Source organism: Dinoroseobacter sp. PD6 (assembly GCF_028807315.1).
Classification (GTDB): domain Bacteria; phylum Pseudomonadota; class Alphaproteobacteria; order Rhodobacterales; family Rhodobacteraceae; genus Dinoroseobacter; species Dinoroseobacter shibae.
On the sequence record NZ_JARAMN010000001.1, the window covers coordinates 176,656 to 200,884 of the forward strand.

18 protein-coding genes and 1 tRNA gene are annotated in these 24,229 nt (G+C 67.3%); 10 read left to right on the plus strand and 9 right to left on the minus strand.

Translation table 11 applies throughout. The features are described 5' to 3' along the window. Positions 1-2 precede the first annotated feature (2 nt). From PVW48_RS00725 to PVW48_RS00735, 3 genes are all read right to left on the minus strand, one after another. Entirely contained in the window at positions 3-1,379 is a 1,377-nt protein-coding gene (locus PVW48_RS00725) for an MBOAT family O-acyltransferase (protein WP_274579840.1), read from the minus strand. Between the two features lies 1 nt (position 1,380). Next, a complete protein-coding gene (locus PVW48_RS00730) occupies positions 1,381-1,971 on the minus strand; it encodes an alginate O-acetyltransferase AlgF (protein WP_274579841.1) in 591 nt (196 codons plus the stop codon). A 175-nt stretch (positions 1,972-2,146) separates the two neighbouring features. Beyond that, entirely contained in the window at positions 2,147-3,517 is a 1,371-nt protein-coding gene (locus PVW48_RS00735; RefSeq protein ID WP_274579843.1) for a phosphomannomutase/phosphoglucomutase, read from the minus strand. A gap of 215 nt (positions 3,518-3,732) precedes the next feature. On the opposite strand from PVW48_RS00735, the gene PVW48_RS00740 reads away from it, so the two are divergent. From PVW48_RS00740 to PVW48_RS00760, 5 genes are all read left to right on the plus strand, one after another. Continuing rightward, positions 3,733-5,139, plus strand: a complete 1,407-nt coding sequence (locus PVW48_RS00740; protein WP_274579844.1) for an HlyD family secretion protein — start codon at positions 3,733-3,735, stop codon at positions 5,137-5,139. Continuing rightward, complete coding sequence (locus PVW48_RS00745; protein WP_274579845.1) at positions 5,126-6,718, plus strand: glycosyltransferase; 1,593 nt, start codon at positions 5,126-5,128, stop codon at positions 6,716-6,718. The genes PVW48_RS00740 and PVW48_RS00745 overlap by 14 nt, the downstream gene beginning before the upstream one ends. 118 nt (positions 6,719-6,836) lie before the next feature. After that, a complete protein-coding gene (locus tag PVW48_RS00750) occupies positions 6,837-8,267 on the plus strand; it encodes a mannose-1-phosphate guanylyltransferase/mannose-6-phosphate isomerase (protein WP_274579846.1) in 1,431 nt (476 codons plus the stop codon). A gap of 216 nt (positions 8,268-8,483) precedes the next feature. Beyond that, positions 8,484-9,893 carry a nucleotide sugar dehydrogenase gene (locus PVW48_RS00755; protein WP_274579847.1) on the plus strand — a complete coding sequence of 470 codons (1,410 nt, stop codon included), beginning with the start codon at positions 8,484-8,486 and terminating at the stop codon, positions 9,891-9,893. Between the two features lie 28 nt (positions 9,894-9,921). Next, a complete protein-coding gene (locus PVW48_RS00760; RefSeq protein ID WP_274579848.1) occupies positions 9,922-12,474 on the plus strand; it encodes a calcium-binding protein in 2,553 nt (850 codons plus the stop codon). An 18-nt stretch (positions 12,475-12,492) separates the two neighbouring features. Here the strand turns inward: PVW48_RS00760 and PVW48_RS00765 are convergent, their stop codons facing one another. The 4 genes from PVW48_RS00765 to PVW48_RS00780 all read right to left on the minus strand — a co-directional run bounded on the left by PVW48_RS00765 (position 12,493) and on the right by PVW48_RS00780 (position 17,625). After that, complete coding sequence (locus tag PVW48_RS00765; protein ID WP_012178566.1) at positions 12,493-13,107, minus strand: response regulator; 615 nt, start codon at positions 13,105-13,107, stop codon at positions 12,493-12,495. Positions 13,108-13,118: 11 nt separating this feature from the next. Next, a complete protein-coding gene (locus tag PVW48_RS00770; RefSeq protein WP_274579849.1) occupies positions 13,119-15,881 on the minus strand; it encodes a PAS domain S-box protein in 2,763 nt (920 codons plus the stop codon). Between the two features lie 21 nt (positions 15,882-15,902). Then, positions 15,903-17,051, minus strand: coding sequence for an FIST signal transduction protein (locus PVW48_RS00775; RefSeq protein WP_274579851.1), 1,149 nt, complete (start codon positions 17,049-17,051; stop codon positions 15,903-15,905). A 76-nt stretch (positions 17,052-17,127) separates the two neighbouring features. Next, positions 17,128-17,625 (minus strand): globin family protein, encoded by a 498-nt coding sequence (locus PVW48_RS00780; protein WP_157865302.1) that lies wholly within the window; start codon positions 17,623-17,625, stop codon positions 17,128-17,130. A 132-nt stretch (positions 17,626-17,757) separates the two neighbouring features. Between PVW48_RS00780 and PVW48_RS00785 the strand changes: the two genes are divergently transcribed. Further along, entirely contained in the window at positions 17,758-18,879 is a 1,122-nt protein-coding gene (locus tag PVW48_RS00785) for an SEL1-like repeat protein (RefSeq protein WP_274579852.1), read from the plus strand. Here the strand turns inward: PVW48_RS00785 and PVW48_RS00790 are convergent. Further along, positions 18,858-18,934, minus strand: a tRNA-Ile gene (locus tag PVW48_RS00790). The two genes, PVW48_RS00785 and PVW48_RS00790, sit on opposite strands and share 22 nt — an antisense overlap. Before the next feature lie 112 nt (positions 18,935-19,046). On the opposite strand from PVW48_RS00790, the gene purM reads away from it, so the two are divergent. From purM to xth, 4 genes are all read left to right on the plus strand, one after another. Continuing rightward, positions 19,047-20,108, plus strand: a complete 1,062-nt coding sequence (gene purM, locus PVW48_RS00795) for a phosphoribosylformylglycinamidine cyclo-ligase (protein WP_274579853.1) — start codon at positions 19,047-19,049, stop codon at positions 20,106-20,108. After that, positions 20,105-20,698 carry a phosphoribosylglycinamide formyltransferase gene (gene purN / locus PVW48_RS00800; protein WP_274579854.1) on the plus strand — a complete coding sequence of 198 codons (594 nt, stop codon included), beginning with the start codon at positions 20,105-20,107 and terminating at the stop codon, positions 20,696-20,698. Before purM ends, purN begins: the two co-directional genes overlap by 4 nt. A 97-nt stretch (positions 20,699-20,795) precedes the next feature. Continuing rightward, the gene (rnd, locus tag PVW48_RS00805; RefSeq protein WP_012178559.1) at positions 20,796-21,953 is read left to right on the plus strand and encodes a ribonuclease D; all 1,158 of its coding nucleotides are present in this window, start codon (positions 20,796-20,798) and stop codon (positions 21,951-21,953) included. A gap of 207 nt (positions 21,954-22,160) precedes the next feature. After that, the gene (gene xth, locus PVW48_RS00810; RefSeq protein ID WP_012178558.1) at positions 22,161-22,940 is read left to right on the plus strand and encodes an exodeoxyribonuclease III; all 780 of its coding nucleotides are present in this window, start codon (positions 22,161-22,163) and stop codon (positions 22,938-22,940) included. Positions 22,941-22,947: 7 nt separating this feature from the next. Here the strand turns inward: xth and PVW48_RS00815 are convergent, their stop codons facing one another. Beyond that, complete coding sequence (locus PVW48_RS00815) at positions 22,948-24,117, minus strand: FAD-dependent monooxygenase (protein ID WP_274579855.1); 1,170 nt, start codon at positions 24,115-24,117, stop codon at positions 22,948-22,950. Positions 24,118-24,229 lie beyond the last annotated feature (112 nt).

A 24,229-nucleotide genomic window follows, 5' to 3' on the forward strand; every position in this document is an offset into this window, starting at 1 on the left:
CCTCAGAACTGGAAATACAGGAAAGGGCTGACCGTACGAGCCTGCACCGCGATAAGGCAGAGCATGGAAAGTGTGGCTGGTTGCAGGCGCGCAGCCCAGGCCACGGGGTGCAGGGCCGGGCGCGGGGCCATGGACAAGACCATTCCAAGGGCGAGGCAGATCACCTCGGTCGGCGCCGTCAGCAGGACAGTTTCCGCCCGAAGGGGCAATCCGTGGGCGCCGAACATGCCCGCATACATGGTCATTGCCTCGCCGAGGCTCGCAGCTCGGAACACGACCCAGCCGAGGACCACGCAGATCATCGTCACCGGCCAGGCGAGCAACCGGGGCCAGACGGTGTCGCGGTACTTCGCGCCGAGCGCGCGCTCCAGCGCCATCAGCCCGCCATGCCAGAGCCCCCAGACCACGAAGGTCCAGTTGGCGCCATGCCAGATCCCGCCCAGCACCATGGTCAGCACCAGGTTGCGGTAGGTCCTGAGCCGTCCGCCCCGGTTTCCGCCGAGCGGCACATAGAGGTAATCGCGCAGCCAGCGCGACAGGCTGATATGCCAGCGGCGCCAGAACTCGGTGATCGAGCGCGCGGTGTACGGCGCATCGAAGTTCTCGGGGAAATGGAACCCGATCATCAGACCCAGCCCGATGGCCATGGCCGAGTAGCCTGCGAAATCGAACAGCAGCTGAATGCTGTAGGCAAGCGCGCCGAGCCACGCCTCGGCGACGGTGGGATCAGGCAGGGTGAAGATGCGATCGGCAAGGGGCGCCACGCTGTCCGCGATCAGCAGCTTCATCGCCAGGCCCTCGATGAACCGGCGCGCGCCTCGGCAAAACAGGGCGACCGAGTGCCCCCGCGTTTCGAACTGGTGCGCAAGGTCCTTGTAGCGCAGCACCGGCCCCGCGATCAGTTGCGGAAACAACGATGAAAAGGCCAGGAAATCCGACAGCTTTCGCGCAGGCGGCGCGTCACCGCGCGCAACATCGAGGATGTAGCTGATGGATTGGAAGGTCAGGAAGGACAGCCCGATGGGCAGGATGATCTCGGGCACCGTCAGGGCGTCCCCGCCAAGGGCGGTGTTCAGGTTCCCCAGGATAAAGGTGGTGTATTTGAACCACCCCAGGATCGCGAGGTTCACCGCCACACCGGCGCGCACGGCCCATGTCTTGACCGTTGCATCGCGCGTCTGCGTGGCGAGCTTTCCGGCAGCATAGCTGCTGCCCGCGACGACGTAGAGCACGATGAGCGCGTCTGTCCGCCACCACGCATAGAACAGCGTCGAGGCCAGCAGGATCAGCCAGTTTCGCCCCGCGCGCGGCACCAGGTAATAGGCGGCGAGAAACACGGGCAGAAACCCGAAAAGGAAAATGGGGGTCGAGAAGACCATCTCAGGACCCGCCGAGCGTCGCGCCGAACCGGTTCTCGATCAGGTCGGCCCCGTCCGGGCGGGCCACGAAGGTCAGGTTCTGTCCGCGGCGCAAGGACACCTCGAAGGCACCAAGGCTGCGGCCGTCGGCGGTCTCCACTTCGAGCGTGACGGCCACCGGGTTGACCGCCCGGGCCGCTGCACTGTTGATGCTTGTGTCACCGACCACCGCGACTTCTTGGTCCGGCAGCACGAGGCGCACGGTGTCTTCCGACAGGTTTACCAGCGTCAGCAGGACCTTGGTTCTGTCCGCGCGCGCAGGTTCCTCGATGAGGACAACCTCGCCGTTGGCGCCCATGGCGGCGGTGTAGAACACGCCCGCGCGGGCCCCGTCGGTGCGGGCCGCGGACACCGGGTGGAAGGCATCGCCCTCCTGCCCGAGGTCGGGCACGCCAAGCACCACGGGCGCCGCGGCAGGCTCGATCCAGCGCAGGAAGGCCGCGTCATCGGGTGGCGGGGCGTCGTAAAGCGTGTTGTCCCCGGCCCATACGGACCCGGCGGCTGCGAGCAAGACTGTGAGCGCGGTGAAACTGGGAAATGTGCGAACTGGCATGATGGGCTCCTTTGCGTTCCGGATATCGGAGCCCGCGCGCCCTGCGGGGGCGCAAAGGTATATGCCCGGCGCTCCGAAGGCTAAGCCGCGCCGCGTTCGGTCAGGACGGACGACGGAACGCAAAGCGCCCGGCGGGATGCGCCGGGCGTTCAGGTCTGTGCGTGGGGCGGCTGTGTCAGGCGGTGGCTTCGATCATGGATCTGATCTCACCGACGCGCCGGTCGAGCAGCGCCGCACTTTCCAGCGTCTCGACATTCAGGCGCAGCAGCGGCTCGGTGTTCGAGGCGCGCAGGTTGAAACGCCAATCGGCAAACTCCATGCTCACACCGTCGAGGGTATCGACGTGTTCGGCGCTGTCCGCGTAATGCTGCCGGAGGGTGGCCATCACTCGGGCCGCGTCCGAGACCCGGAAGTTGATCTCCCCCGAGGAGGGGTGGCGCCGCCGCATCTCCGCCACGGCCGCAGAAAGCGGACGACCGCTCTTTGACAGCCGCTCCAGCATCAGCAGCCAGGGGATCATGCCGCTGTCGCAGAACATGAAATCCCGGAAATAGTGATGCGCGGACATCTCGCCGCCATAGACCGCGTCGTTGCGGCGCATCGTGTCCTTCACGAGCACATGACCGGTCTTCGACAGCACCGCGGCGCCGCCAGCGGCCTCGACGATCCGGCGTGTGTTCCACACCACCCGGGGGTCGTAGACGATACTTGCGCCCGGGGTCTGCTCCAGGATCGCCTCGGCCAGCAGGCCGACCACGAACTCGCCCGGGATGAAGGCACCGGTCTCGTCGAAAAAGAAGCAGCGGTCGAAATCTCCGTCCCAGGCGATGCCCAGATCGGCCCCGGCCCGTGTGATCGCCGTGGAGGTCGCGGGCTGGTTCTCGGGCAAGAGCGGGTTGGGGATGCCGTTGGGAAACCGCGCGTCCGGTGCGTGGTGCAGCCGTGTGACCTCAATTTTCGCGCCCCCGGCTTCGAGAGCGGCGATCACCGCGTCGAAGGTCGGCCCGGCACAGCCATTGCCCGCATTCGCGACCACGTGGACCGGCCCCAGCGCGGCGGGATCGACGAAACTGCAGACCCGCGCGACATAGGCGGCGCGCGTGTCCGCCTCCAGGTGCGTGCCGGATTGCGCGGCCGGGGCCGCGAAGGCGCGCGTTGCCGCGAGCCGTTCGATCGCGCGGAATTGCGCGTCGGGCAGGGGACGTGCCCCGCGACCGACGATCTTGAACCCGTTATAGTCGATGGGGTTGTGCGAGGCGGTGACCATCACACCGGCGCAGGCGTCCAGGTGGTCGGTGGCGAAATACACCTCTTCGGTGCCGCAGAGCCCGATGTCGCGCACATCCGCGCCCGCCGCGCGGAGGCCCGCGCCGAGTGCCTCGCACAGGGCGGGTGAGCTGTCGCGGATATCCCGGCCCACCACGACGCACCGCGCACCCAGCACCTCGGCCACCGCGCGCCCGACATCTTGGGCGATCTCGGTATCGAGGGTGTCGCCGATCCGGCCACGCACGTCATAGGCCTTGAAACACTCCAGTTTGCTCATCGGCTCGTACTCCTCTCGAACTGTCGCCGGTCATAGGGCCCGGGAGGCCCCCTGGGGAACCCCCTTCGACCCGCTCTATGCCGATGCCGGGCGCCTATACTTTCGAGACGGCGGATATACGGCGGCGGCGCAGCCTGCGGCAAGTTCAGATGATAGGACGCGATCAGTTCCAGTTTGCAAGGCCTTGTTCGGTGAAAATTCGTCACGAAAGACCCATGTCAGACCTGTCCTTCCAGGTCCGCGCCCCGCTGGGCCTGGAGCTGGTGACCGGGGACGTGGTGACCGTGGACGCCTGGTCGTTGAGCGGGCTGGAATTTCCCGGAGACAGCGACGTGTTGCCGAGCCAGGGCCAGTTGTCCATTCCGTTCCAGGGTGTCGATATCCGGTTCCCGGTGAAGTTCCGGCGCGGCGACGGGCCCCGCGCGCTCCTGTTCGACGGCTTGACCGGGCGGCAGCGCGAAACATTGGCGGTCTTCTACCGCTCGATCCTGTCGGGTCGCATGGCCAGCACCGACGAGGTGATCACCAGTCTCGACACGCCCGTTGATCTCGTCCCGATGGGAGAGACCGAGGAAGAGCAGACAGAGGCAGTCCGCGGAATGACCCCGCGCGCCTTGCGGGCGGTTTGGAACGTCCTGTTCTATGGGGTTATCGGGCTTCTTGTCTTCGGGGTACTTGGCCAACAGATCTGGGCGCGGCTCAGCAGCATCGATGTGGGGCAGGCCCGCGTGGAGGCCGAGCTTGTGGTCCATCCCGCACCCACGGGGGCGTATGTGGACGAGATCCGGGTCAAGCCCGGCGACCGCGTCCGGCAAGGCCAGACCCTGGTGGTGCTGTCGAGCCCCGGGCACAAGGCCGTCCTGACCGATATTCGCGCCGATCTGCGGCTGGCCGAGGCACGGGCCAGCCGCACCCGCGCGGCGCTCGCGCTCCATGCCGAAGGGAAGGCCGATGCCCGCCGCCCCCTGGAGGAGGCACTGGCCCGGGCCATCGCGGCGCGCAGACCTGCGGATTTCCTCGGCGGTTACGACCTGCGCGCGGTACGGCAGGCGCTACACGGTCTGCAGATGTTCGACGCGGGGGTGTCCCAGGCGCCGGACGATTTTCATGGCCAGCACGCCTATCTGATGGAAACCCTGCGCGACCAGAAGAGCGAAATCGCCGCCCTGAAGCGCGCACTCAGCGCCGAGAAGAGCATCGCGGGCGCGGCCGATATCGTGGCCATGGCCGATGGTGTGGTCACTGAGATGGCGATTTTCGAGGATCAGTTCCTGTCCCGCGGCGATGTCGCCGTGACCGTCGAGGCCGAAGGGCCGCGCCATGTGGTCGGGTGGCTCGACGAGGCGATGGCGGCGGCGGTCTATCCCGGCATGGGCGCGCGCATGGTGGCGATCTCGGGCGGCCAAACGCGCCAGATCCGCGGCACCGTGCAGGAGGTGGTCGCCATGGCGCACCCGGACCGGGGCGGCGCGTTCGGGCTGCGCGTCCTGGTGCTGCCGGCGGATTGGGTCGCGAGCGAGGCGCCGGAGCTGTTGCGCCCGGGCGCGCCCATGGACCTGTCGCTGGACCGCAACCTGCCCTGGGTCACTGCCCTGCAAGACCTGTTCGATGTCCGCGCCTGAAAATGACTACGCCTTCGGCAAGGACCTGACCCGCCGTTTGCGCGGCTTCCAGGGCCCACCCCGGCGCGGCCTTGCCAAGTGGCAGGCAAGGCAGATCTTCTTGCTGGCGGTGGCGCTGACGGGGCTCTTCTATCTTCTGGTCAGTACCCAGAACAGGTTCTTCCAGCCCGATGTTCTGCAAATCACGCTGGTGATCGGAGCCCTCGGGACCTGGCGCTTCGGATGGTGGTTCACCCATGCGGTACGGGCCGAGATCTATCGCCGCGTCAAATGGCCCGGCATGCGCGCCCGGGCCAATCGCGTGTGGCAGGCGGGCTGGCGGCCCCGGCGGCTGCACATTCAGATGACGACCTATTTCGAGGAACCTGCGATCACCAAACGCGTGATCGGCTCGATCCTGGGCCAGATCCGGCGCGAGCGCATTCCCACGACCCTCTATATCGGGACCGGCTCGGCCTATGACGAGCTCATCATCCGGTCGTTCGTGGAAACCCATGCCCAGGACATCTCTGATGATCTGGCTGAACTGGTCTTCATCCGCCAGAACCAGCCGGGCAAGCGCATGGCGATCGGGCTGATCCTGCGGGCGATCAACCGTAACGGGGTCCACCCGGACGATCTGGTGATCTTCATGGACGGGGATGCGCTCTATGGGCAGGACGTTCTGGAAAAGACCCTGTCGATGTTCGGCGCCGACCCCGAGTTGCAGGCGCTGACTACCGATGAAGAAGTGATCTGTTACGGCCCGAAATGGATCGCCAACTGGCTCGATATGCGATTCGCGCAGCGGCGTCTGGCCATGCAGAGCCACGCGATGTCCGACAAGGTGCTCACCCTGACCGGGCGGATGAGCGTGTTCCGGGCCCAGCACATGCTCAGCGAGCGGTTCATTCGCACGATCGAGGCGGATCATCTCGACCACTGGCTCTGGGGGCGGTTCCGGTTTCTGTCGGGCGATGACAAGTCGACCTGGTACCATATGCTGACCCGCGGATCGAAAATGACCTATGTCCCCGACGCCACGGTCTTCACCATCGAGGTCATCAAGGAAAACGGGCTGGAGCGGATGATCCAGAATTTCCGCCGCTGGTCGGGCAACATGCTCCGCAACGGCAGTCGGGCCATCGCGCTGGGCCCGCGGCGGGTCAAACCGTTCATTTGGTGGTGCATCGTCGATCAACGCATCGCCATGTGGACCATGATGGTCAGCCCGACGCTGGCCATCCTCGCGGCGTTCGTCGATCCGCTCTATCTCTGGAGCGCGCTGATCTGGGTGGTTTTCAGCCGGATCGTGCTGTGCCTGTTCCTGTTCCGCTACAGCCGCACGGTCGATTTGTCCTGGCCCTTCATCCTGTATTTCAACCAGGTCATCAACGCATCGGTGAAGATCTTCATGATCTTCCATCTGTCCAAGCAGAAATGGTCGAACCGAGGCAACCAATCCGCCGGTGGGGGCGGGGGGCTAATGGCGCGGGCGCAGAACTGGACCGCCAAGGCGCAGCTGATCATTGCCGTGGCGAGTTTCGTGACGGGGCTGGCGATCTATATCGGTCTGCTGCCGACCCCTGTCTGGTTGTGAGCCTATCCGTTGGGATAGCGCGCCTCTCGGAAGCGCGCGGTCCCGATCCTTGCGCACAGACGCGTCGTGCGCGCGCAGCCCCTAAGCTCCGGGCAATGTTAAAGATTGGAGTTGCGTCATGATTATCCCCGTTATCCTCGCCGGAGGCTCCGGCAGCCGCCTGTGGCCTGCCTCGCGCAAGAGCTACCCCAAGCAATTCACCGAGCTGGTCGGTGCCCGCAGCCTGTTCCAGGATACGCTTGCCCGGCTGCAGGGCCCGCACTTCGCCGCGCCAACCATCATTACCGGTGACGATTTCCGCTTCATCACCGCCGAGCAGTTGGACGATGCCGGGGTTACCGGGGCCGACATCCTGCTGGAGCCTGCGGGCCGCAACACCGCGCCGGCGATCCTCGCGGCTGCCCTGCGCCACGAGGCAACGCCGGACGCGGTCCTGCTGGTCTCCCCCTCGGATCACCGGATCGCTGACGGCGCCGCGTTTCTCGATGCGGTCGCCGCAGGGAAAGCGGCGGCAGAGGAGGGGCATCTGGTGACTTTCGGCGTCACGCCCATCGCGGCCGAGACCGGTTACGGGTATCTCGAGTTGTCCGGCACGCCAGTGCCCGGGAAGCCGCAAGTTCTCAAGTCCTTTGTGGAAAAGCCCGACGCGGCGCAGGCGGCGCAGCTCCTGGCGGCGGGGCGGCACCTGTGGAACGCGGGCATCTTCATGTTCAAGGTGGGGACCATAATCGATGCGTTCGAACGCCTGGCCCCGCGGTTGGTGATGCCTGTGCGCGCGGCGATGGCCGCGGGCGAGGATGACTTGTGCTTCTATCGCCTCGGTGCGCAGGCCTACGCGCGCTGCGAGGACATTTCCATCGACTACGCGATCATGGAGGCGGCCGAGGCCCTGCGGGTGATCCCGGTTTCCTGCGGCTGGACCGACCTGGGCTCCTGGCGGTCGGTGCACGGCGCGTCGGACCAGGACACAGAGGGTAACACGGTGCAGGGCAGCGCCTTGCAGATCGACTGCCGCAACAGTCTGCTCAAATCGACCGCATCCGGCACCAGACTGGTCGGGCTCGGGCTGCAGAACATCGCCGCCATCGCCACCGATGACGCGATCCTCGTGGCCAATCTCGACGACTCCGAGCGGGTGAAAGAGGTGGTCGCCGCCCTCAAGGTGCAGGGCGCCTCCCAGGCCGAGAGCTTCCGCCGCTGTCACCGGCCCTGGGGCTATTACGAGACGCTGTCCCTGGGCGAGCGGTTCCAGGTCAAGCGCATCATGGTCAAGCCGGGGGGCGCGCTCAGTCTGCAAAGCCATTTTCACCGGGCGGAGCATTGGGTCGTTGTCGAAGGCAGCGCCCATGTGACCGTGGACCGCGATGTCTCGCTGATCAGCGAGAACCAGTCGGTCTACATCCCGCTCGGCGCGGTCCACCGGCTGGAGAATCGCGGAAAGATGCCGCTGAACCTGATCGAGGTGCAGTCGGGGGCGTATCTCGGCGAGGACGACATCGTCCGCTACGAGGATGTTTACGCCCGCGCCCCCAAGCAAAACGTCGCCTGACCCCACTCACGGATGCAGGCCCAGCCCGCGGTGCCCCACCGGCACTGCGGGCTTTTTTCGTGTCTGCGCGCGATGGGCGATACGGGCCTATCCGAAAGCACATCGCGGGGCGCCTTTTGCCGCCGCTTCTAGCCATTCAGTCGAAATACTTATCATTTTCAGAAGATTAGAACCATCTCAACGACATTTCAGAGTTCTTGAGAAAAGGGTCCCCACATGTTGGATATCGCCGCGTTCGATCGCGCCCGTGCAGGCCTTGTCGCTGCGCAACCCGTCCCGCCGAAAGCGGCCATTTCCGTGGTTGGCCTGGGCTATGTAGGGGCGGTATCGACCGCCTGCCTGTCCAGCCTCGGGCACGAGGTCGTGGGCGTGGATATCGACCTGGCCAAGGTGGCCGACATCGCCGCAGGCCGTGCCCCGATCCACGAAAGGGATCTTGGCAGCCTTCTGCAGCAGGGGGTTTGCAAGGGGTTGATCACGGCTACGGACGACCTTGCCGGGGCGGTACGGGACACCGATGTGACCTTCGTATCCGTGGGCACACCGACCGCGCCGGACGGCGGCTGCGACTACCGGTTCATAGAGGCCGCGGCGCGCTCCATGGCCGAAGGCTTGAAGGTAAAACCGGGGTTCCACGTCTTCGTGATGCGCTGCTCGATCCCGCCGGGGACCACGATGAAGGTGATGACACCGATCCTGGAAGAGCTCTCCGGCAAGAAACTGGGCATGGATTTCGGGGTTGCCTTCAACCCCGAGTTCCTGCGCGAAGGCGTGGCGGTGGCGGATTTCTACGCGCCGCCCAAGACGGTCATCGGCGCGACCTGCGACCAGACGGCGGATGTGCTGCGCCGGATCTACGCGCCGGTAGACGAGGCGCCGATCCTGACCTCGATCGAGACCGCCGAGATGGTGAAATACGTCGACAATGTATGGCATGCAACCAAGGTATGTTTTGCCAACGAAGTCGGGCGCTTGGCGAAGTCTCTTGAGGTGGACAGCCACGCGGTGATGGATGTCTTCTGCCGCGATACCAAGCTCAATCTTTCACCCTATTACCTCAAGCCCGGTTTCGCCTATGGCGGCTCTTGCCTGCCCAAGGAGGTCCGCGCGGTCGCCCATATCGCCAAGGCCCAGGGCGTCTGCCTGCCGATGATCGAGAACCTCGGCGCCTCCAACCGTGCCCAGATCGACAGCGCCATCCGCCTCGCGCGTGACACCGGCGCGAGGCGGATCGGAATCCTCGGCCTCGCCTTCAAGCCCGGCACAGATGATCTCCGCGAAAGCCCGATCCTCGAAGTGATCGCCGCCTTGCGTGCCGAGGGCATCGAGATCCTGATCCACGACCCCGCCATCACCCGCGACACCGCCATCGAAAGCCAGCTGGGCTATGTCCGCCACGGCAGCCCCGGCCTTGCCGCACTTGCGGGCGAGTTGCGCGGTTTGCTGGTGGATGACCCGCGCGAGGTCGCCCGGCGGTCCGACGCCATCATCGTGACCCAGCGCAACCTGGTCTACTCGGAGATTGTCCAGATGGCCTCCGAAGACCTCCAGACCCCCATCATCGACGTGGTGCGTCTCTATGACGAGTGCCCGAAAACCGCGACCTATCGCGGCATCGGCTGGTGAGTGACGATTTCAACGAGAAAGAAAAGACATGCCTGAACAAACAGTCACCGACCGCACCCAGATCCTCGGCAGCGGCCAGGCGGACAAGATCGTCGCAACTTCCGGAGCCGACCTGGTGCTCGGGCTTGCCGGCGACGACGTGATCGAGACCGGGGGAGGGCGGGACCTGATCTATGGCGATTTCGTCGGTGAGAACCTGCTCGACGGCACCGACACCGCCACCAGCTTCGCCCAGTATGGCGAGACCGGCGCCTGGACCGTGCGCGACGAGGGGGCGGGGCATACCAGCATGTCCCAGTCCATCGACACACGCGCCGGGGCCACCTACGAGATCAGCTTCGAGCTGGCCACGAATTATGACGCCAATGTCCTGAGCGGCGCGGTGGAGGTGCTCTGGAACGGCGAGGTCATCTCGGCCTTCGATACCAACAGCGCGGTCTTCGCCGACCACGTGGTGGCGTTCCAGGGCAATGGCGCGCCCGGAGAGCTGACCTTCCGCTCGGTTGCGCCCCAAAGCAGCGAGGGCCCCGAGATCTTCACCGACCTGCCGGTGTTCTACAGGAAAACCGAGAAACAGATCGGCGAAACGCTGGTCACGGTCAAATCCATCGCCGAGGGCCAGTCGCATATCTACCAGGTGCTGAACGGCAAACTGCACCTTTTCGACCCGGTTTCGGAAACCTACACGCCCGCGGGCGCCGAGGCGACGGTCGTCGTCAATGCCATCGGTTTCAACCAGCAGGACAACCTGATCTACGGCATCGCGGTGAAGCCGGGCGAGGATGCCTTGGGCAACGCGGTCGCCGAAGCGGATCTCGTGATGTATGACGCCGGTGGCGATGCCTACCGGATCGGCGCGACCCCCTATCGCAGCTGGACCGCCGATATCGACGCCGACGGCAACCTTTGGGCGTTTCATTCCAGCATGGACCGGGTCACCCGGATCGACCTCGATCAGGTCGATGCCGACGGCAACCCGGTCACCGAAACCTTCAAATTCCCCAAGGAGATGATCACCGATCAGGTCTGGGATGTGGGCTTCGACGCGGCCAGCAACACGTTCTACGGCATCGTCAAGCCAAGCGCGGCGGGCCAGCCCGCCAAGCTCTTCGAGATCGATATCTCCGAGGTCGCGAGCGGCGGCGCGCCGATCTTCTCCACGACCCCGATCGTCGGGACCGAAGTGGCGGGCCAGATGCTGGAGGGCGTGCCCGCGATCACCTTCGGGGCGTTCGTGGTCGATGGTGACGGAAATCTCTATGCGGGGGGAAATGGCGGCGATCACGACATGAACAGCGCCACCAAGTCGTCGGGCGGCATCTACAAGGTGCGCACCGATACCGAGACCGGCGAGATCACGCTGGAACTGGTCTCCGACGCGCCCAAGGCCAACTCCAATGACGGCGCGGTGGACCCGCGCACCATGGACCCGTTTACCGCCAAGGACAGGTCGGCCACCGTGCTGATCCGCTCTCCCGAGGTGGTCGCGGCCCCCGATGACAGCACCAGCTACGACGATAAGATCCATTCCGGCGCGGATGCCGATACCGTTCACGGCGGGCTTGGCGAAGACCTGATCATCGGTGCCGGACGTGGCGACACCCTGAGCGGTGGGGCCGATAACGACGCGATCTATGGCGGCGCAGGGCCGAACAGCACCGCCACCATGGTGTCGCGTTATGACGCGGATGGCACGCGCTATGACCCGTTCGGCAATGTCCTGCCCGAAGATGACGATCGGCTTTTTGGCGGCGAGGGCGACGACTATCTCAGCGGCTCCGCCGGACATGACAGCCTTCACGGTGGGGTCGGCAATGACACGCTCGACGGTGGCACCGGGTTCGACACGCTGTTCGGCGATTCAGGGGATGACATCCTGTCCGGTGGCAGCGACCAGGACACCCTGCACGGGGGCGCGGGTGCCGACGCGCTCAATGGCGGTTCCGGGCATGACGTGCTGCATGGCGATGACGGCGCCGACAACCTGATCGGCGGCAGTGGCGATGACACGCTCCATGGCGGGGCCGGTGCGGACGACCTGCGCGGCGGGCCTGGCGCCGATATCCTGCACGGTGATGGCGGCGACGACCGTCTCGATGGCGGCACCGAGGACGACCGCCTCTACGGCGGGGCGGGGGATGATTATGTCAAGGGCGCCGCGGGCAACGACCTGCTCTCGGGCGGCGACGGCAAGGACAAGCTGATGGGCTATTCCGGCGCGGATGTGCTCGATGGCGGGGCAGGGGCCGACCGGCTCTATCTCGGCGCCGGGGCGGATATCGCCACGGGTGGCACAGGCAGCGACCGGTTCATCTTCCGCGCCGACGATCTCGACGGCAGCACGGACCGGATCACGGATTTCCGCAATGCGGGAGGTGAGAAGGACCGGCTGGACCTGCGCGGACTGGATTTGCTCTCGGATGACATGACCGCGGATCTGTGGATCGCCACCTACGTGACGCAGGGCGCGGACCGGAGCGTGACGGTCGACCTCGGCGCCTGCACGATCAGTTTCGAGGCCCGGTCGGACGGCCCGGCGCAGGCGCTCTACCTGGAGCTTTGCGACGGCATCCTGTTCTGATCGCCACCGGGGCGGGCGTCAGAAGAGGCCCGCCTCCTTCCCGATCATGGCCGCATGGGTGCGGTTCTTGGCGTCGATCTTGCGGCACAGCGTCTTGACGTGCAGCTTGATCGTCACCTCCTGCAAATCCAGCTCCCGCGCGATTTCCTTGTTCGACAACCCCCGGCACAGCCCGCCCAGCACCTGGTGCTCCCGTTCCGAGAGCTGCCTGGCCAGCGGGATGTCCGGGGTTTCTTCCACCGCATTGAGGAAATCGAGCGGGATGTAGGTCTCCCCCATCGCCATGAACCGCACCGCGTTGACCATGGATTTCGCCGCCATGGTCTTGGGCAGAAACCCGATGGCGCCCGCGTCGATCGCCTCCTGCGCGATGGCCTTGGAGGCGGTGCCGGACATCATCGCGACCGGGCGCCCGAAGGAGGCCGCGATGGCCTTCTTCAACCCCTCCAGCCCGTTCATCCCTGGCATTGTGTAGTCCAGCAGCACCAGGTCGTAGGCGATGTCATTGCCGATCTTCTCGCAGGCCGCTTCGAGCGATCCGCAGGTCTCCACCTCGAAACCGCCCTCGGCCTTCAGGAAGGAGGCCAGGGTTTCGAGAACCAGGTCGTGATCGTCGGCAAGCAGGACACGCATCGCAGGGCACCTCAGTTGGAGCGGTGATGATACTGGGACAGAATTGAGGACAAATGGTCAAGGTCCGCCGGTTTCGGCAAGACCGCATCGATCGTGCCATCGGCGATGCGCGGGTCCGACAGGCGACGGGCCAGCGCGGTCACCAGAACCACCGGCAGGGCCGGGTTCAGGCGCTTGATCCGCTCGGCCACATCGCCGCCGGTCAGATGCGGCATGTCGTAATCGGTGACCACCGCGGACCAGGCCTCGGGGGCGTCCTCCACCGCCTCCACCGCGTCGCGCGGATCGATGCAGACGGCGACCTCCGCGCCCCGCGCCTCCAGGAACGCGGCGGCGACGGCCGCGACCTCCGGATCGTCATCGAGCAGGATGATCGTCTGTCCGGTCAGGTCATGACCCGCCCCGGTGGGGCCTGATCCGGCGATATCCTCAGGCGAGGTGACGGGCCAGAATACCGAGACGGTCGTGCCCGACCCGGGGGCAGACGCGATGCCCACCGCCCCGCCGACCGCCTGGGCCTGCAGGGACACCATCGCCAGGCCCAGCCCGGTGCCGTGCCGCCCCTTGGTCGAAAAATAGGGCTCGAACACCGCGACCAGCTGATCCGCCGCGATCCCCGCGCCGGTGTCGGACACGTCGATGCGCGCGTACCGGGCCTGGGGGCGCAGCTCGCCCACCTGGATCTCTGCACCGCACTGACCGGTCACCGCCGAAATCCGCAGGTCGATTCGGCCCGCCCGGTTCCCGATGGCATCGCGGGCATTGAGCACCAGGTTAACGATGGCCTGGGACAACGAGCCCGGATCACCCGACAGGGTCAGCCCACCCTCGGACGCATCCATGCGCAGCGCGATGCTGTCGGGGAGGCTGGGTTCCACCAGCGCCGGGATGTCCGCGATCGCAGCACGCAGGTTGAAGCTCCCGACCGCCTCGTGACGCGCGCCGATGTCCAGCAGCCGGTTGACCAGCCGTGCCGCCTGTGTCCCGGCGGTCGAGATCCGGTTGACATGGGCCTTGAGCGTGTCCGTCAGATGCTCTTCGAGGCCGATCAGGGTGGCCGAGCCGTTGATCGCCGACAACAGGTTGTTGAAATCATGGGCAATCCCCGCGGTCAACTGCGCGGTCGCGTCCTGCCGCTGCAACTGGCGCAGCCCCTGTTTGAGCTCCGCCTCGCGGGTCTCATACTCCAGCCGGTCGGTGATGTCGCGGAACACGATCACCGTTCCGCCGCTGTCCAGCACGGTGCCGGTCACTTCGTGCGTCCGGGTGACACCGTCCTCGGTCCGCTCCAGGGTCATGTCGAACGGCTCCTGGTTGGCAGATCGCGAAGGTCCGTCATAGCGATCGTGCCACGGGCGCCCAAGGGCTCGTGCGGGCGATGGGAACCCCAGCAGCTGCGAGGCCGCACGGTTCAGGAAGGTCAGCCGACCGTCGCCATCGGTGACCGCTATTCCGTCCCGCGCCGCCTCGATCGCTGCAAGGCGTTGGGACAACAGCCGCTGAGCCATCTTCATCGGTGTGACATCGGTCGCCGACAGGACCAGCCCACCATCGGCGAAGGCCGAGGCCCGGATCGGGATCGTGTGCCCGTCAGGCAGGTCGATCTCCCGTCCCTTGGGCAATTGCGCCAGCGCGGCGAGGTCCGGCGTTTCGAGCAGGCTCGTGACGCGCCCGGGCAGGTCTTCGCACGCCGCGAGATACGCCGCCCAGTTCGCATCGAAGGTGGAGCCGACCGCCCAGTCCACGTCCGGGGCGCAGAAGATCTCCCGCGTGGCCTTGTTGGCGAAGACCACGACATTCCCGGGCTCCAGCACGAGGAATGCATCCTCCGTCGCCGTCAGGGCCCGGGCCATCTGCGCCCGTGTGCGGTCCCGTTCGGCGGCGGCCTCGACCCGCGCGCTCACGTCGGTCTGGGTGGCCACGAGATTGACGACCTCCCCGGCCTCGTTTTCCACCGGAAACAGGGTCAGCTCGTTCCAGAACAGATCCCCGGACTTGCGCCGGTTGCGGAGCAGGAACTGACCCGACCCGTTCGCCTGCACCGCTGCACGCAGCCGCTCGCGCTCGGCGCTGTCCGGCGGTTCGGCCGACAGGAACCGGCAGTTCTGGCCGAGCACCTCTTCGGCGCCATAGCCCGACAAGCGCTCGAAGGCGCTGTTGACGTAGATCAACGGGCGCGCGGTGTCGGTGGCGTCCGCAATCGCGAAGCCCGAGGAGGAGCCCTGGATCGCCGCCGCCAGAAGCTTGTTTTCCGTGGCGATCTCGCTGCCCTGCAGCGCGCGCAGGGCCAGCCCGGCCAGCCGTTCGACCAGCTGCAGGCTACCCTTGGGGAAGGGCTGCGGGCCGCTGCGGAAGGCCAACAGGGCATGGCGGCGGCCATCGGTCTGCAGGGGCGCGCATTGCAGGGCGCTGTAACGGGCGATATCCCAGGGGCCGTGCCACGCCCCCAGCAGCGCCAGATCCATGATGTCCCGGGGCCGCGCGGCGAGATCGAAGGGTGGCGCGAGACGCAGGCCGAGGCAGGCGGGATCGTCGCTGGCCGCGATCACCAGTGCGCCGTCCTGCGCGATCTCGCCCAGGACGGTGAATTCCGCGCCGATCCTGTCGCGCAGGGAGACGAAAATGCTGTTGAGGGCGTCAGCCGGGGTGCGCGCGCTGGAATAGGCCTCCAGGCATTCCAGCAGCATCCGCGTCGCGCTGAGCGATTTGGCCTCCCGCGCGCGCAGAAGCTGCAATTCGAGCAGTGCCTCGCGCAGCCGCTCATCTTCGGCCATGATTTTCTGCCCCGAGTTTCGTTACCCGAACACTATGCAGGAAATCATTAAATTTCCATGGCGGTTTCCCGCCCCGAGGATCGCGCCCTGTTCCCCGAAGGTGAAGGCCCCGAGAAACGGCGCCCCGTCGAGGGAGGCCGTCACGCTGTCGACCACCGCGTCGAGCCGGTCCCGCACCGACAACATGCACCCGCCGCAATAGATCATCAGAGCTCCGGCGATGGGGGAGGTTTCCCTATCGCCCGTGGCACGCGCGAGGCTCGCGACCCGGCCGGCGCGTTCGATCAGTCCTGCCTCGGTGCCTGTCATCGCCGTCAGCACCTCGCCCTCGGCCACGGTGGCGAACAGGTCGATCGCCCCGCCGGGCACCGCTGCGGCCGGGTGGGCCAGCAGGTATGCGGGTACCCCGTCCATCTCGGTGACCTTGCGCCCCAACGGGGCGAGCGTGCTTTGCGAAAGGATCGATTGCGTCCCCTGCGCGGTGGGGTCGACCGCGACGCGCCCACCGGACCAGCCCTGGTAGACTTCCAGGGCCGGGCGGTGGTCGATCTCGAAGACACGGCGGCCCTCGGTGCGGGTCACCGTGCCGGACTGTGCCGTGGGCGCGTAGCCGTTGTGATAGGCGAAAGAGACCGGACGCGAGGGGAACATGACGGTCACCACCACCCCGGCGCTCTGGCGCTGCACCTTGTCGAACACGAACCATGCGCCCGAGACGTCATCATCCGCGGCACTGCCGCCGATGATGGGCACGTCCCCACCCAGAACCGCCTCGATCCCTGCCAGCACCTCTTCCTCGGCACCCGGCGTGCTCGACAGCCAGACCAGTTCCGGCTTCTCGCCCAGCCGGTCCGCGGCAGCCAGCGCATTCACGGTGGCCGTCCGGGCCGCCGCGGCAGGGTCGGTGTCGAAGGGGGCCAGTGCCGTGCCATAGGCGCCGTCGGGATCCTCTATGGCGAAAATGGCCACACCATCGGTCACGCCGACATCGCTCATCGCCCCGAGGCAGGAGGTCGCCCCATGCACATGGCCCGGCACGGCGTCGAGGCCAAGCCTGCCGAGGTCCGTGGTGCAGGCGCCATGGACCGATACGAAGCTCGCCGCTTGCAGCGCGCGGGCTACCCCCGCGGGGTCGTCCCCCTCCGAGATCGCCAGAACCTTGATCTTCATCTGCGCCTCCAAACATGCGTTCGGACAGACATAGGAAGTCGCCGATGCGGTTGCGTGTATCCTGCAGGCTAGGCCGCTATACCTTCGTATAGGAGGTATCGGGATAGGCCGCCGCGATCATCGCCGCCGACAGCCCGCCATAGACCTCTGCCCAGGCTGCTTCATCTTCCGGCGAGAACGCCGTTCCGAGCAGTTGCCGAAGCGACTTCACCAACGCGGCCCCGACAGAGGCGTATTGCGTGCGCGTCACCCCGTAGCTCACATGCCGAACGGCCAACTCCTGCGCAGCGGGCAACAGCCGGTCCGGGTCTTCGAGGTGATCGACGATAAAGCCCAGCGTTTGCACAAGCTTGCGCCCCTGCAGGTCGATGTTGCCTGCAAAGAGCGGCTTGGTCGTCGGGTCCATCCGGAACAGGTTGGCATAGAACAGATCGCCCACCTGGTCCGAGATCGGCGCCACGAGGGCCCAGGTGTTTTGTACGCGAAGAGAAGCATCGGTCGGCACGGTCGCGCGGGCTCCGGGATCTGTATCCGTCCTGAACCGCTCTACACCAAGTGACGGCGCCTGCACCATGACAATCTGCCGCCGGGCCTCAAGGCTCAGTCCGGCGCGCTATCCGCCCGTAGCGCTGGCTATACCGATGCTGCGCTGCAGGCCTCGCGGCGTCCCGGTACCGAGGACGCCGAAGCACAACAGGAGCCTGCCATGACCCGTATGCGGACCGCAGCCCTCGCCTGCCTGGCGGGGCTCTTTCTCGGCACCCAGAGCGGTCAAGCCGACCCGCCGCGGGATGTCCGGGCACAGTTCGCCGAGGCCATGGCCTTGCACGCCAGCGCGCCGCAGGACGGGATCGCCGCCCTTCTTGCGCTGGCACAGGCGGGTTACGGTCGGGCCTTGGACCGCCTGGCGTACTTTCACCTCACCGGGCAGTCCGTGCCCCGGGATCCGCACGCCGCCCGCGCACTCTATGCCGAGGCGGTCGCCGCGGGGCACAGCCGGTCGCTCGTGTCGCTCGCGAAGGTGGAGATGACCCTCGGCGCCTTTGCCGAGGCCCAGACCACGCTCGACCTGGCCCGCGCCGCTCGGGACGCGCGCGCAGAGCCGACCCTGGCCTGGGCGCATGCGACGGGCCGGCTTGGCCCGCGCTCCGACCCGGCGGCGGGGCTGGCGCGGCTGCGCAGCCTCGCGGCCGAGAACAACCGGGAAGCGCAACTGCTGGTGCCCGCGGCGCTGATCTCCAACCCGGCCGCACCCGGCCTGTCCGCCCCCCTCCGCGACCGGCTTGAGGACCGCGCGGCGCAAGGCGATGCCCGCGCGGCGGAGGCGCTGTTGCGCTACCTGCGGCTCCGGGCCGATCCGACCGGAACGCCCGAGGCGCGTGTCGCCTTGCTGGAAACCCCGGGCCTGCGCCCGAAGATCCGAATCGAAGAAGCCCTGCATCTGGCGGCCGTGCAACAGGCCCGCCGCTTCTGGCGCGCCGCCGAAGAGATCGTCGCGACAGCGCCCCCCGCGGTGCTGCCCCGCGCGCTGGTGGTCACGGCCCGGCTCAACCGCAACGCCTATCTGCGCCTGCTGCAAAAGGAACTCGACGCGCTGGGCTACGACACCGGCGCACCGAGCCCCTATCTGCGCGCGCCGCTGATCCGTGCGATCAACCGCTTCTGCCGGGACCGGGACATTGCCCTGGCCTGCAAACCCGGCCCGCTGAAATCCACCACGATCAAGGCGCTGGCCGCCGAGTTGGGTACAGCGCGCGCCGAGACGACGCCAGCGGTCCGACCGCAAGATCACCAGGAGAGGGGGGATGGTAGGCCCGGCAGGACTTGAACCCGCAACCAAAGCGTTATGAGCGCTCTGCTCTAACCAATTGAGCTACAGGCCCCCGGCGTCTGAGTATCAAACCCTGCGATCCGGTCAAGCGATCCGGGCCTTGCGCGCGTGGACAGTCGCCCCGCGACCTGCTAGCAGGCGCGCAAACCAGACACGAGGCCCAGATGACCACCGACACACCGCCGCCGAAACCCGGTCTGACCTATGCCGAGGCCGGCGTCGACATCGATGCGGGCAACACTCTGGTGGACCGGATCAAGCCCGCCGCCAAGGCCACGGCCCGCCCGGGCGTGATGAGCGGTCTGGGCGGTTTCGGCGCACTGTTCGACCTTAGGGCCGCGGGCTACGCCGACCCGGTGCTGGTGGCCGCCACGGACGGGGTCGGCACCAAGCTGCGGATCGCCATCGACACCGGCCATGTCGACACGATCGGGATCGACCTGGTGGCGATGTGCGTCAACGACCTCGTGTGCCAGGGGGCGGAACCGCTGTTTTTCCTGGACTATTTCGCCACCGGAAAGCTCGACGTGGCCGAGGCCGCGACGATCGTCGAGGGCATCGCCCGGGGCTGCGCCACTTCCGGCTGCGCGCTGATCGGCGGCGAGACCGCCGAGATGCCGGGCATGTATGCCAGGGGCGATTTCGACCTCGCGGGCTTTGCCGTCGGCGCGATGGAGCGGGGCGGCGCGTTGCCCGCGAATGTGGCGGCGGGGGACATGATCCTCGGGCTGGCCTCGGACGGGGTCCATTCCAACGGCTACTCGCTGGTGCGCCGGATCGTCGAGCGCTCCGGTCTGGCCTGGGGCGATCCCGCACCGTTCGAGGGCCGAACCCTCGGCGCGGCCCTGCTGACGCCCACGCGGCTCTACGTGCAACCGGCGCTGGCGGCGATCCGCGCGGGCGGGGTGCACGGGCTGGCCCATGTCACCGGCGGCGGGCTGACCGAGAACCTGCCCCGGGTGCTGCCCGAGGGGCTGGGGATCGAGATCAACCTCGGCGCGTGGGAATTGCCGCCGGTGTTCCGCTGGCTCGCCGCCGAGGGCGGGCTCGACGAGGCCGAACTGCTCAAGACCTTCAACGCCGGGATCGGCATGGCCCTGATCGTGGCGCCCGACCGGGCCGAGGCGCTCGCGGACCTGCTGGCCGGGGCGGGCGAGCGTGTGGCGGTGATCGGCCATGTCACCGAAGGCGCGGGCGCCGTGCACTATCGCGGGACGCTTCTTTGACCGGACGCGTCGCGATCCTGATCTCCGGGGGCGGGTCGAACATGCTGGCTCTGGTGGACAGCATGACCGGCGACCACCCCGCGCGCCCGGTACTCGTGGCCGCCAACGATCCGCGGGCAGGGGGGCTGACCAAGGCCGCCCATCGCGGCATTCCCACCGCCGCCGTGGATCACCGCCCCTTCAAGGGCGACCGCGCGGGGTTCGAGGCAGCCCTGTCCGAACATCTCGACGCCGCGGCCCCGGACATCCTGTGCCTGGCGGGCTTCATGCGGGTTCTGACCCCGGAATTCGTCGCCCGCTGGTCGGGCCGGATGCTCAATATTCACCCGTCGCTCCTGCCGAAATACAAGGGCCTGCACACCCATGCCCGGGCTCTGGAGGCGGGCGATACCCACCACGGCTGCACCGTGCACGAGGTCACGCCCGCCCTCGACGACGGCCCGATCCTCGGACAGGCCCGGCTGGCCATCGCTCCCGGCGATACCTCCGAAACCCTCGCCGCCCGGGTCCTGACCCTCGAACACCGCCTCTACCCGGCGGTCCTGCGCCGCTTCGCTGCCGGCGACCGCAGCCGGATCGACCTCGACTGACTGCGCCAATCGCCCCCCTTTCGCGCCGGGGTCAAACCGCGTAGAACCGGACCCAGCGAGGCCGACACAAGAAAACACGCCAACAGACAAGGGCCTGATGGACACACTGACCGATACCGCCGCACTGGCCGACTTCTGCGCCCGTGCGGCCGAGCATGACTACGTCACAGTCGATACCGAGTTCCTGCGCGAGCGCACCTATTACGCCAAGCTCTGCCTCGTGCAGCTTGCCTATCCGGGCGAGGGGGAAGAGACCGCCGTGCTGGTCGACCCGCTGGCCGAGGGCATGTCCCTCGCGCCGATGCTGGATCTCTTCCGCAACCCCGACGTGGTCAAGGTGTTCCATGCAGCGCGGCAGGATCTCGAGATCTTCTTCGTCGAGCACGGGGTCTTTCCCGAGCCGCTTTTCGACACCCAGGTCGCGGCCATGGTCTGCGGCTTCGGCGAGCAGGTCGGCTACGAGACGCTGGTGCGCAAGATCGCCCGCGAGAGCCTCGACAAGACCTCGCGCTTCACCGACTGGTCCCACCGGCCCCTCTCCAAGGCGCAGAAGAAATACGCCCTGGCCGATGTCACCCATCTGCGCGTGATCTACGAATACCTCGCCGCCGCGATCGACAAGACCGGCCGCCGCGCCTGGGTCGAGGAGGAGCTACAGGGCCTGCTCGATCCCGAGATCTACGTGGTCGACCCGGACGAGGCCTGGCGCCGGGTGAAAACCCGCACCAATTCGGGCAAGTTCCTGTCGACCGTCCGGGCGCTCGCGCGGTTCCGCGAAACCTTCGCCCAGGGGCGCAACATCCCCCGCAGCCGGGTGTTCAAGGACGACGCGCTGCTGGAGCTGGCCTCCACCAAGCCGCAATCGGTGCAGGATCTGGGCCGCTCGCGCCTGCTGCTGCGCGAGGCCCGGCGCGGCGAGATCGCCGAGGGCATCCTCGCCGCCGTGGCCGAGGGCCAGGCGACCGAGCCCGAGGACTACCCGGAGATCGACCGCAGCCGCGAAAAACTGCAGGTCAACACCGCGCTTGCGGACCTGCTCCGGGTGCTGCTCAAGGCCAAGTCCGAAGACGCCGGCGTCGCCTCGCGGATGATCGCCTCTGCCGCCGATCTCGACGCCATGGCGGCAGGGGAAATGACCGTCCAGGCGCTGAAGGGCTGGCGCGCCCAGGTCTTCGGCCAGGATGCCCTGCGGCTCTGCGACGGCAAGATCGCGCTGACCACCCAGGGCAGCAAGGTCCGCATCGTCGAACTCTGACGCGCGCCGACCGGGCGGCCCCTCCTTCATCTGTGTGAAAATACTCCGGGGGAGGCGCGCAGCGCCGGGGGCAGCGCCCCCCTGCAGCATCGGCCCGGCACGGGCCGCAGGCCTGCGCGCATAGCGCGCGCCGCCGGATCACCGCCCGAAGGGTCTGGACACCGCCCGCCGCCTGTTGCTCTATGCGGCCAAAACCGGGGGGGCTCCATGCAGATCGCGACATTCAACATCAACGGGATCAAGGCCCGGATCAACGCCCTGCCGGACTGGCTGCGTGAGGCCAGCCCCGACGTCGTCGTCCTGCAAGAGATCAAATCCGTCGACGCGGCCTTCCCTCGGGAGCTGTTCGAGGACATGGGCTACACCGTCGAAACCCACGGCCAGAAGAGCTTCAACGGCGTCGCCATCCTGTCGAAACTCCCGCTGGAGGATGTCACCCGCGGCCTGCCCGGCGATGACGGCGACGAACAGGCCCGCTGGATCGAGGCGACCGTGATGGGCGACGTGCCCGTGCGCGTCTGCGGGCTCTACCTGCCCAATGGCAACCCCGCGCCGGGGCCGAAATACGACTACAAACTGGCCTGGATGGCCCGGCTGAAGACCCGCGCGGCGGAACTTCTGGCGGCCGAGGAACCGGCCCTCATGGCGGGCGACTACAACATCATTCCCCTGGACGAGGACGCCGCCCGCCCCGAAGCCTGGCGCAAGGATGCGCTGGCGCTGCCCGCCTCGCGCGCGGCCTTCCGCGAGATCCTGAATCTCGGCTTCACCGACGCGTTCCGCACCCGCGTGCCCGGGCCGGGGCATTACTCGTTCTGGGATTACCAGGCCGGCGCCTGGCAGCGCAATGACGGCATCCGGATCGACCATATCTTGATGACGCCGGACTGCGCGGACCTGATGCGGGACTGCCGGATCGACGCGGCCGTGCGCGGCGGCGAAAAGCCGTCCGATCACGTGCCCGTGGTGGTGGACCTGGCGGCCTGACGGGCGCTCAGCCCCTGGTCACGTCCTTGCCGTAGAGCCAGTCGAACTTGCGCAGGGGCACGGTCGGCGCGAACCGGTTGAACAGCGACAGGCCCGTATGGGCCATGCTGCGCACCGGCCCGAGTTGCAGGTGATAATTCCGCGCATTGCCATTGGCTGCCTGCACGGTCCGGCGCACCCGCGCCTCTCGCCGCGACTGATAGAGCGCGAAGCCCGCCTCGCGACTGTCGGCCTGCGCCAGGCTGTCGGCCAGCACCCAGGCATCCTCCAGCGCCATGTTCGCGCCCTGGGCCAGGAAGGGCAGGGTGGGATGCGCCGCATCCCCCACCAGCACCGCCCCATCCTTGTGCCAGCGCGCGGCCACTTCGTGCCGGAACAGGCCCCAGACATGAACCGTCTGCGCCGCCTTCAGCCAGTTGCGCACCTGCGGCGCGAAGCTCGCGAAGGCCCGCGCCACGCGCATGGGATCATCCTTGTGGGTCCAGCCCTCGGTGGTCCAGCGGTCGCGTTCCTCCACGGCCACGACGTTGCGTTCGCGCCCCTCGCGCAGCGGGTAACTCACCACGTGGCGGCCGGGGCCCATGAACACGCTCGCCTCCGGCTCCGGCGGCACCGATTGCGGCAGCACCATGCGCCAGGCGACCTGCCCGGTGAAAAAGGGCGCCACAGGCCGCTCCACCACCTTGCGCACCTGGCTGTGCAGCCCGTCCGCACCGACCAGGATCTCCGCCGTCTCGGACGTGCCATCGGCCAGCCGCAGGACCGGATGCGCGCCGTCCTCCAACTCCACCGCGTCCACCTTGCAGCCCAGCCGCAGGGTGATGCCGGCGGCGCGCGCGGCGTCGGCCAGAAGGTCGATCAGGTCCGCGCGATGGGTCAGGCGGAACCCGTCATTGGCCTCCAGCGGCATCCGCAGCACCTCGCGCCCATCGGCGAAGTCGCGCAGCACCACGGCCCGGGCGCGGATCGTCGCGGCATCCAGGGTCTCGCCAAGACCCAGCGCCTGCAAAACGCAGCGCCCGTTCGGGCTGATCTGCAGGCCGGCCCCCATCTCGCGGATTTCGGGCGCCTGTTCCAGCACGGTGACCCGCGCGCCGCGCGCGGCCAGGCACAGCGCCGCCGTCAGCCCGCCAATCCCGGCTCCAAGAACAGTGATTTCACGCCCCAGTAACACCATATGTTGGGAGTACCGGCAAAATATGGAGGCTCAAAGCCCGAAAACAAAAACACCGGAGGCAGGGCTCCGGTGTCTGTGAAACTGTGACTTCCCTGCATCTTTATGGCGCGTC

What these genes read in the sequence shown, in the direction of transcription:
- PVW48_RS00725 (WP_274579840.1), bottom strand. Translation starts at nt 1,379, where the DNA reads ATGGTCTTCTCGACCCCCATTTTCCTTTTCGGGTTTCTGCCCGTGTTT.
- PVW48_RS00730 (WP_274579841.1), bottom strand. Translation starts at nt 1,971, where the DNA reads ATGCCAGTTCGCACATTTCCCAGTTTCACCGCGCTCACAGTCTTGCTC.
- PVW48_RS00735 (WP_274579843.1), bottom strand. Translation starts at nt 3,517, where the DNA reads ATGAGCAAACTGGAGTGTTTCAAGGCCTATGACGTGCGTGGCCGGATC.
- PVW48_RS00740 (WP_274579844.1), top strand. Translation starts at nt 3,733, where the DNA reads ATGTCAGACCTGTCCTTCCAGGTCCGCGCCCCGCTGGGCCTGGAGCTG.
- PVW48_RS00745 (WP_274579845.1), top strand. Translation starts at nt 5,126, where the DNA reads ATGTCCGCGCCTGAAAATGACTACGCCTTCGGCAAGGACCTGACCCGC.
- PVW48_RS00750 (WP_274579846.1), top strand. Translation starts at nt 6,837, where the DNA reads ATGATTATCCCCGTTATCCTCGCCGGAGGCTCCGGCAGCCGCCTGTGG.
- PVW48_RS00755 (WP_274579847.1), top strand. Translation starts at nt 8,484, where the DNA reads ATGTTGGATATCGCCGCGTTCGATCGCGCCCGTGCAGGCCTTGTCGCT.
- PVW48_RS00760 (WP_274579848.1), top strand. Translation starts at nt 9,922, where the DNA reads ATGCCTGAACAAACAGTCACCGACCGCACCCAGATCCTCGGCAGCGGC.
- PVW48_RS00765 (WP_012178566.1), bottom strand. Translation starts at nt 13,107, where the DNA reads ATGCGTGTCCTGCTTGCCGACGATCACGACCTGGTTCTCGAAACCCTG.
- PVW48_RS00770 (WP_274579849.1), bottom strand. Translation starts at nt 15,881, where the DNA reads ATGGCCGAAGATGAGCGGCTGCGCGAGGCACTGCTCGAATTGCAGCTT.
- PVW48_RS00775 (WP_274579851.1), bottom strand. Translation starts at nt 17,051, where the DNA reads ATGAAGATCAAGGTTCTGGCGATCTCGGAGGGGGACGACCCCGCGGGG.
- PVW48_RS00780 (WP_157865302.1), bottom strand. Translation starts at nt 17,625, where the DNA reads ATGGTGCAGGCGCCGTCACTTGGTGTAGAGCGGTTCAGGACGGATACA.
- PVW48_RS00785 (WP_274579852.1), top strand. Translation starts at nt 17,758, where the DNA reads ATGACCCGTATGCGGACCGCAGCCCTCGCCTGCCTGGCGGGGCTCTTT.
- purM (WP_274579853.1), top strand. Translation starts at nt 19,047, where the DNA reads ATGACCACCGACACACCGCCGCCGAAACCCGGTCTGACCTATGCCGAG.
- rnd (WP_012178559.1), top strand. Translation starts at nt 20,796, where the DNA reads ATGGACACACTGACCGATACCGCCGCACTGGCCGACTTCTGCGCCCGT.
- xth (WP_012178558.1), top strand. Translation starts at nt 22,161, where the DNA reads ATGCAGATCGCGACATTCAACATCAACGGGATCAAGGCCCGGATCAAC.
- PVW48_RS00815 (WP_274579855.1), bottom strand. Translation starts at nt 24,117, where the DNA reads ATGGTGTTACTGGGGCGTGAAATCACTGTTCTTGGAGCCGGGATTGGC.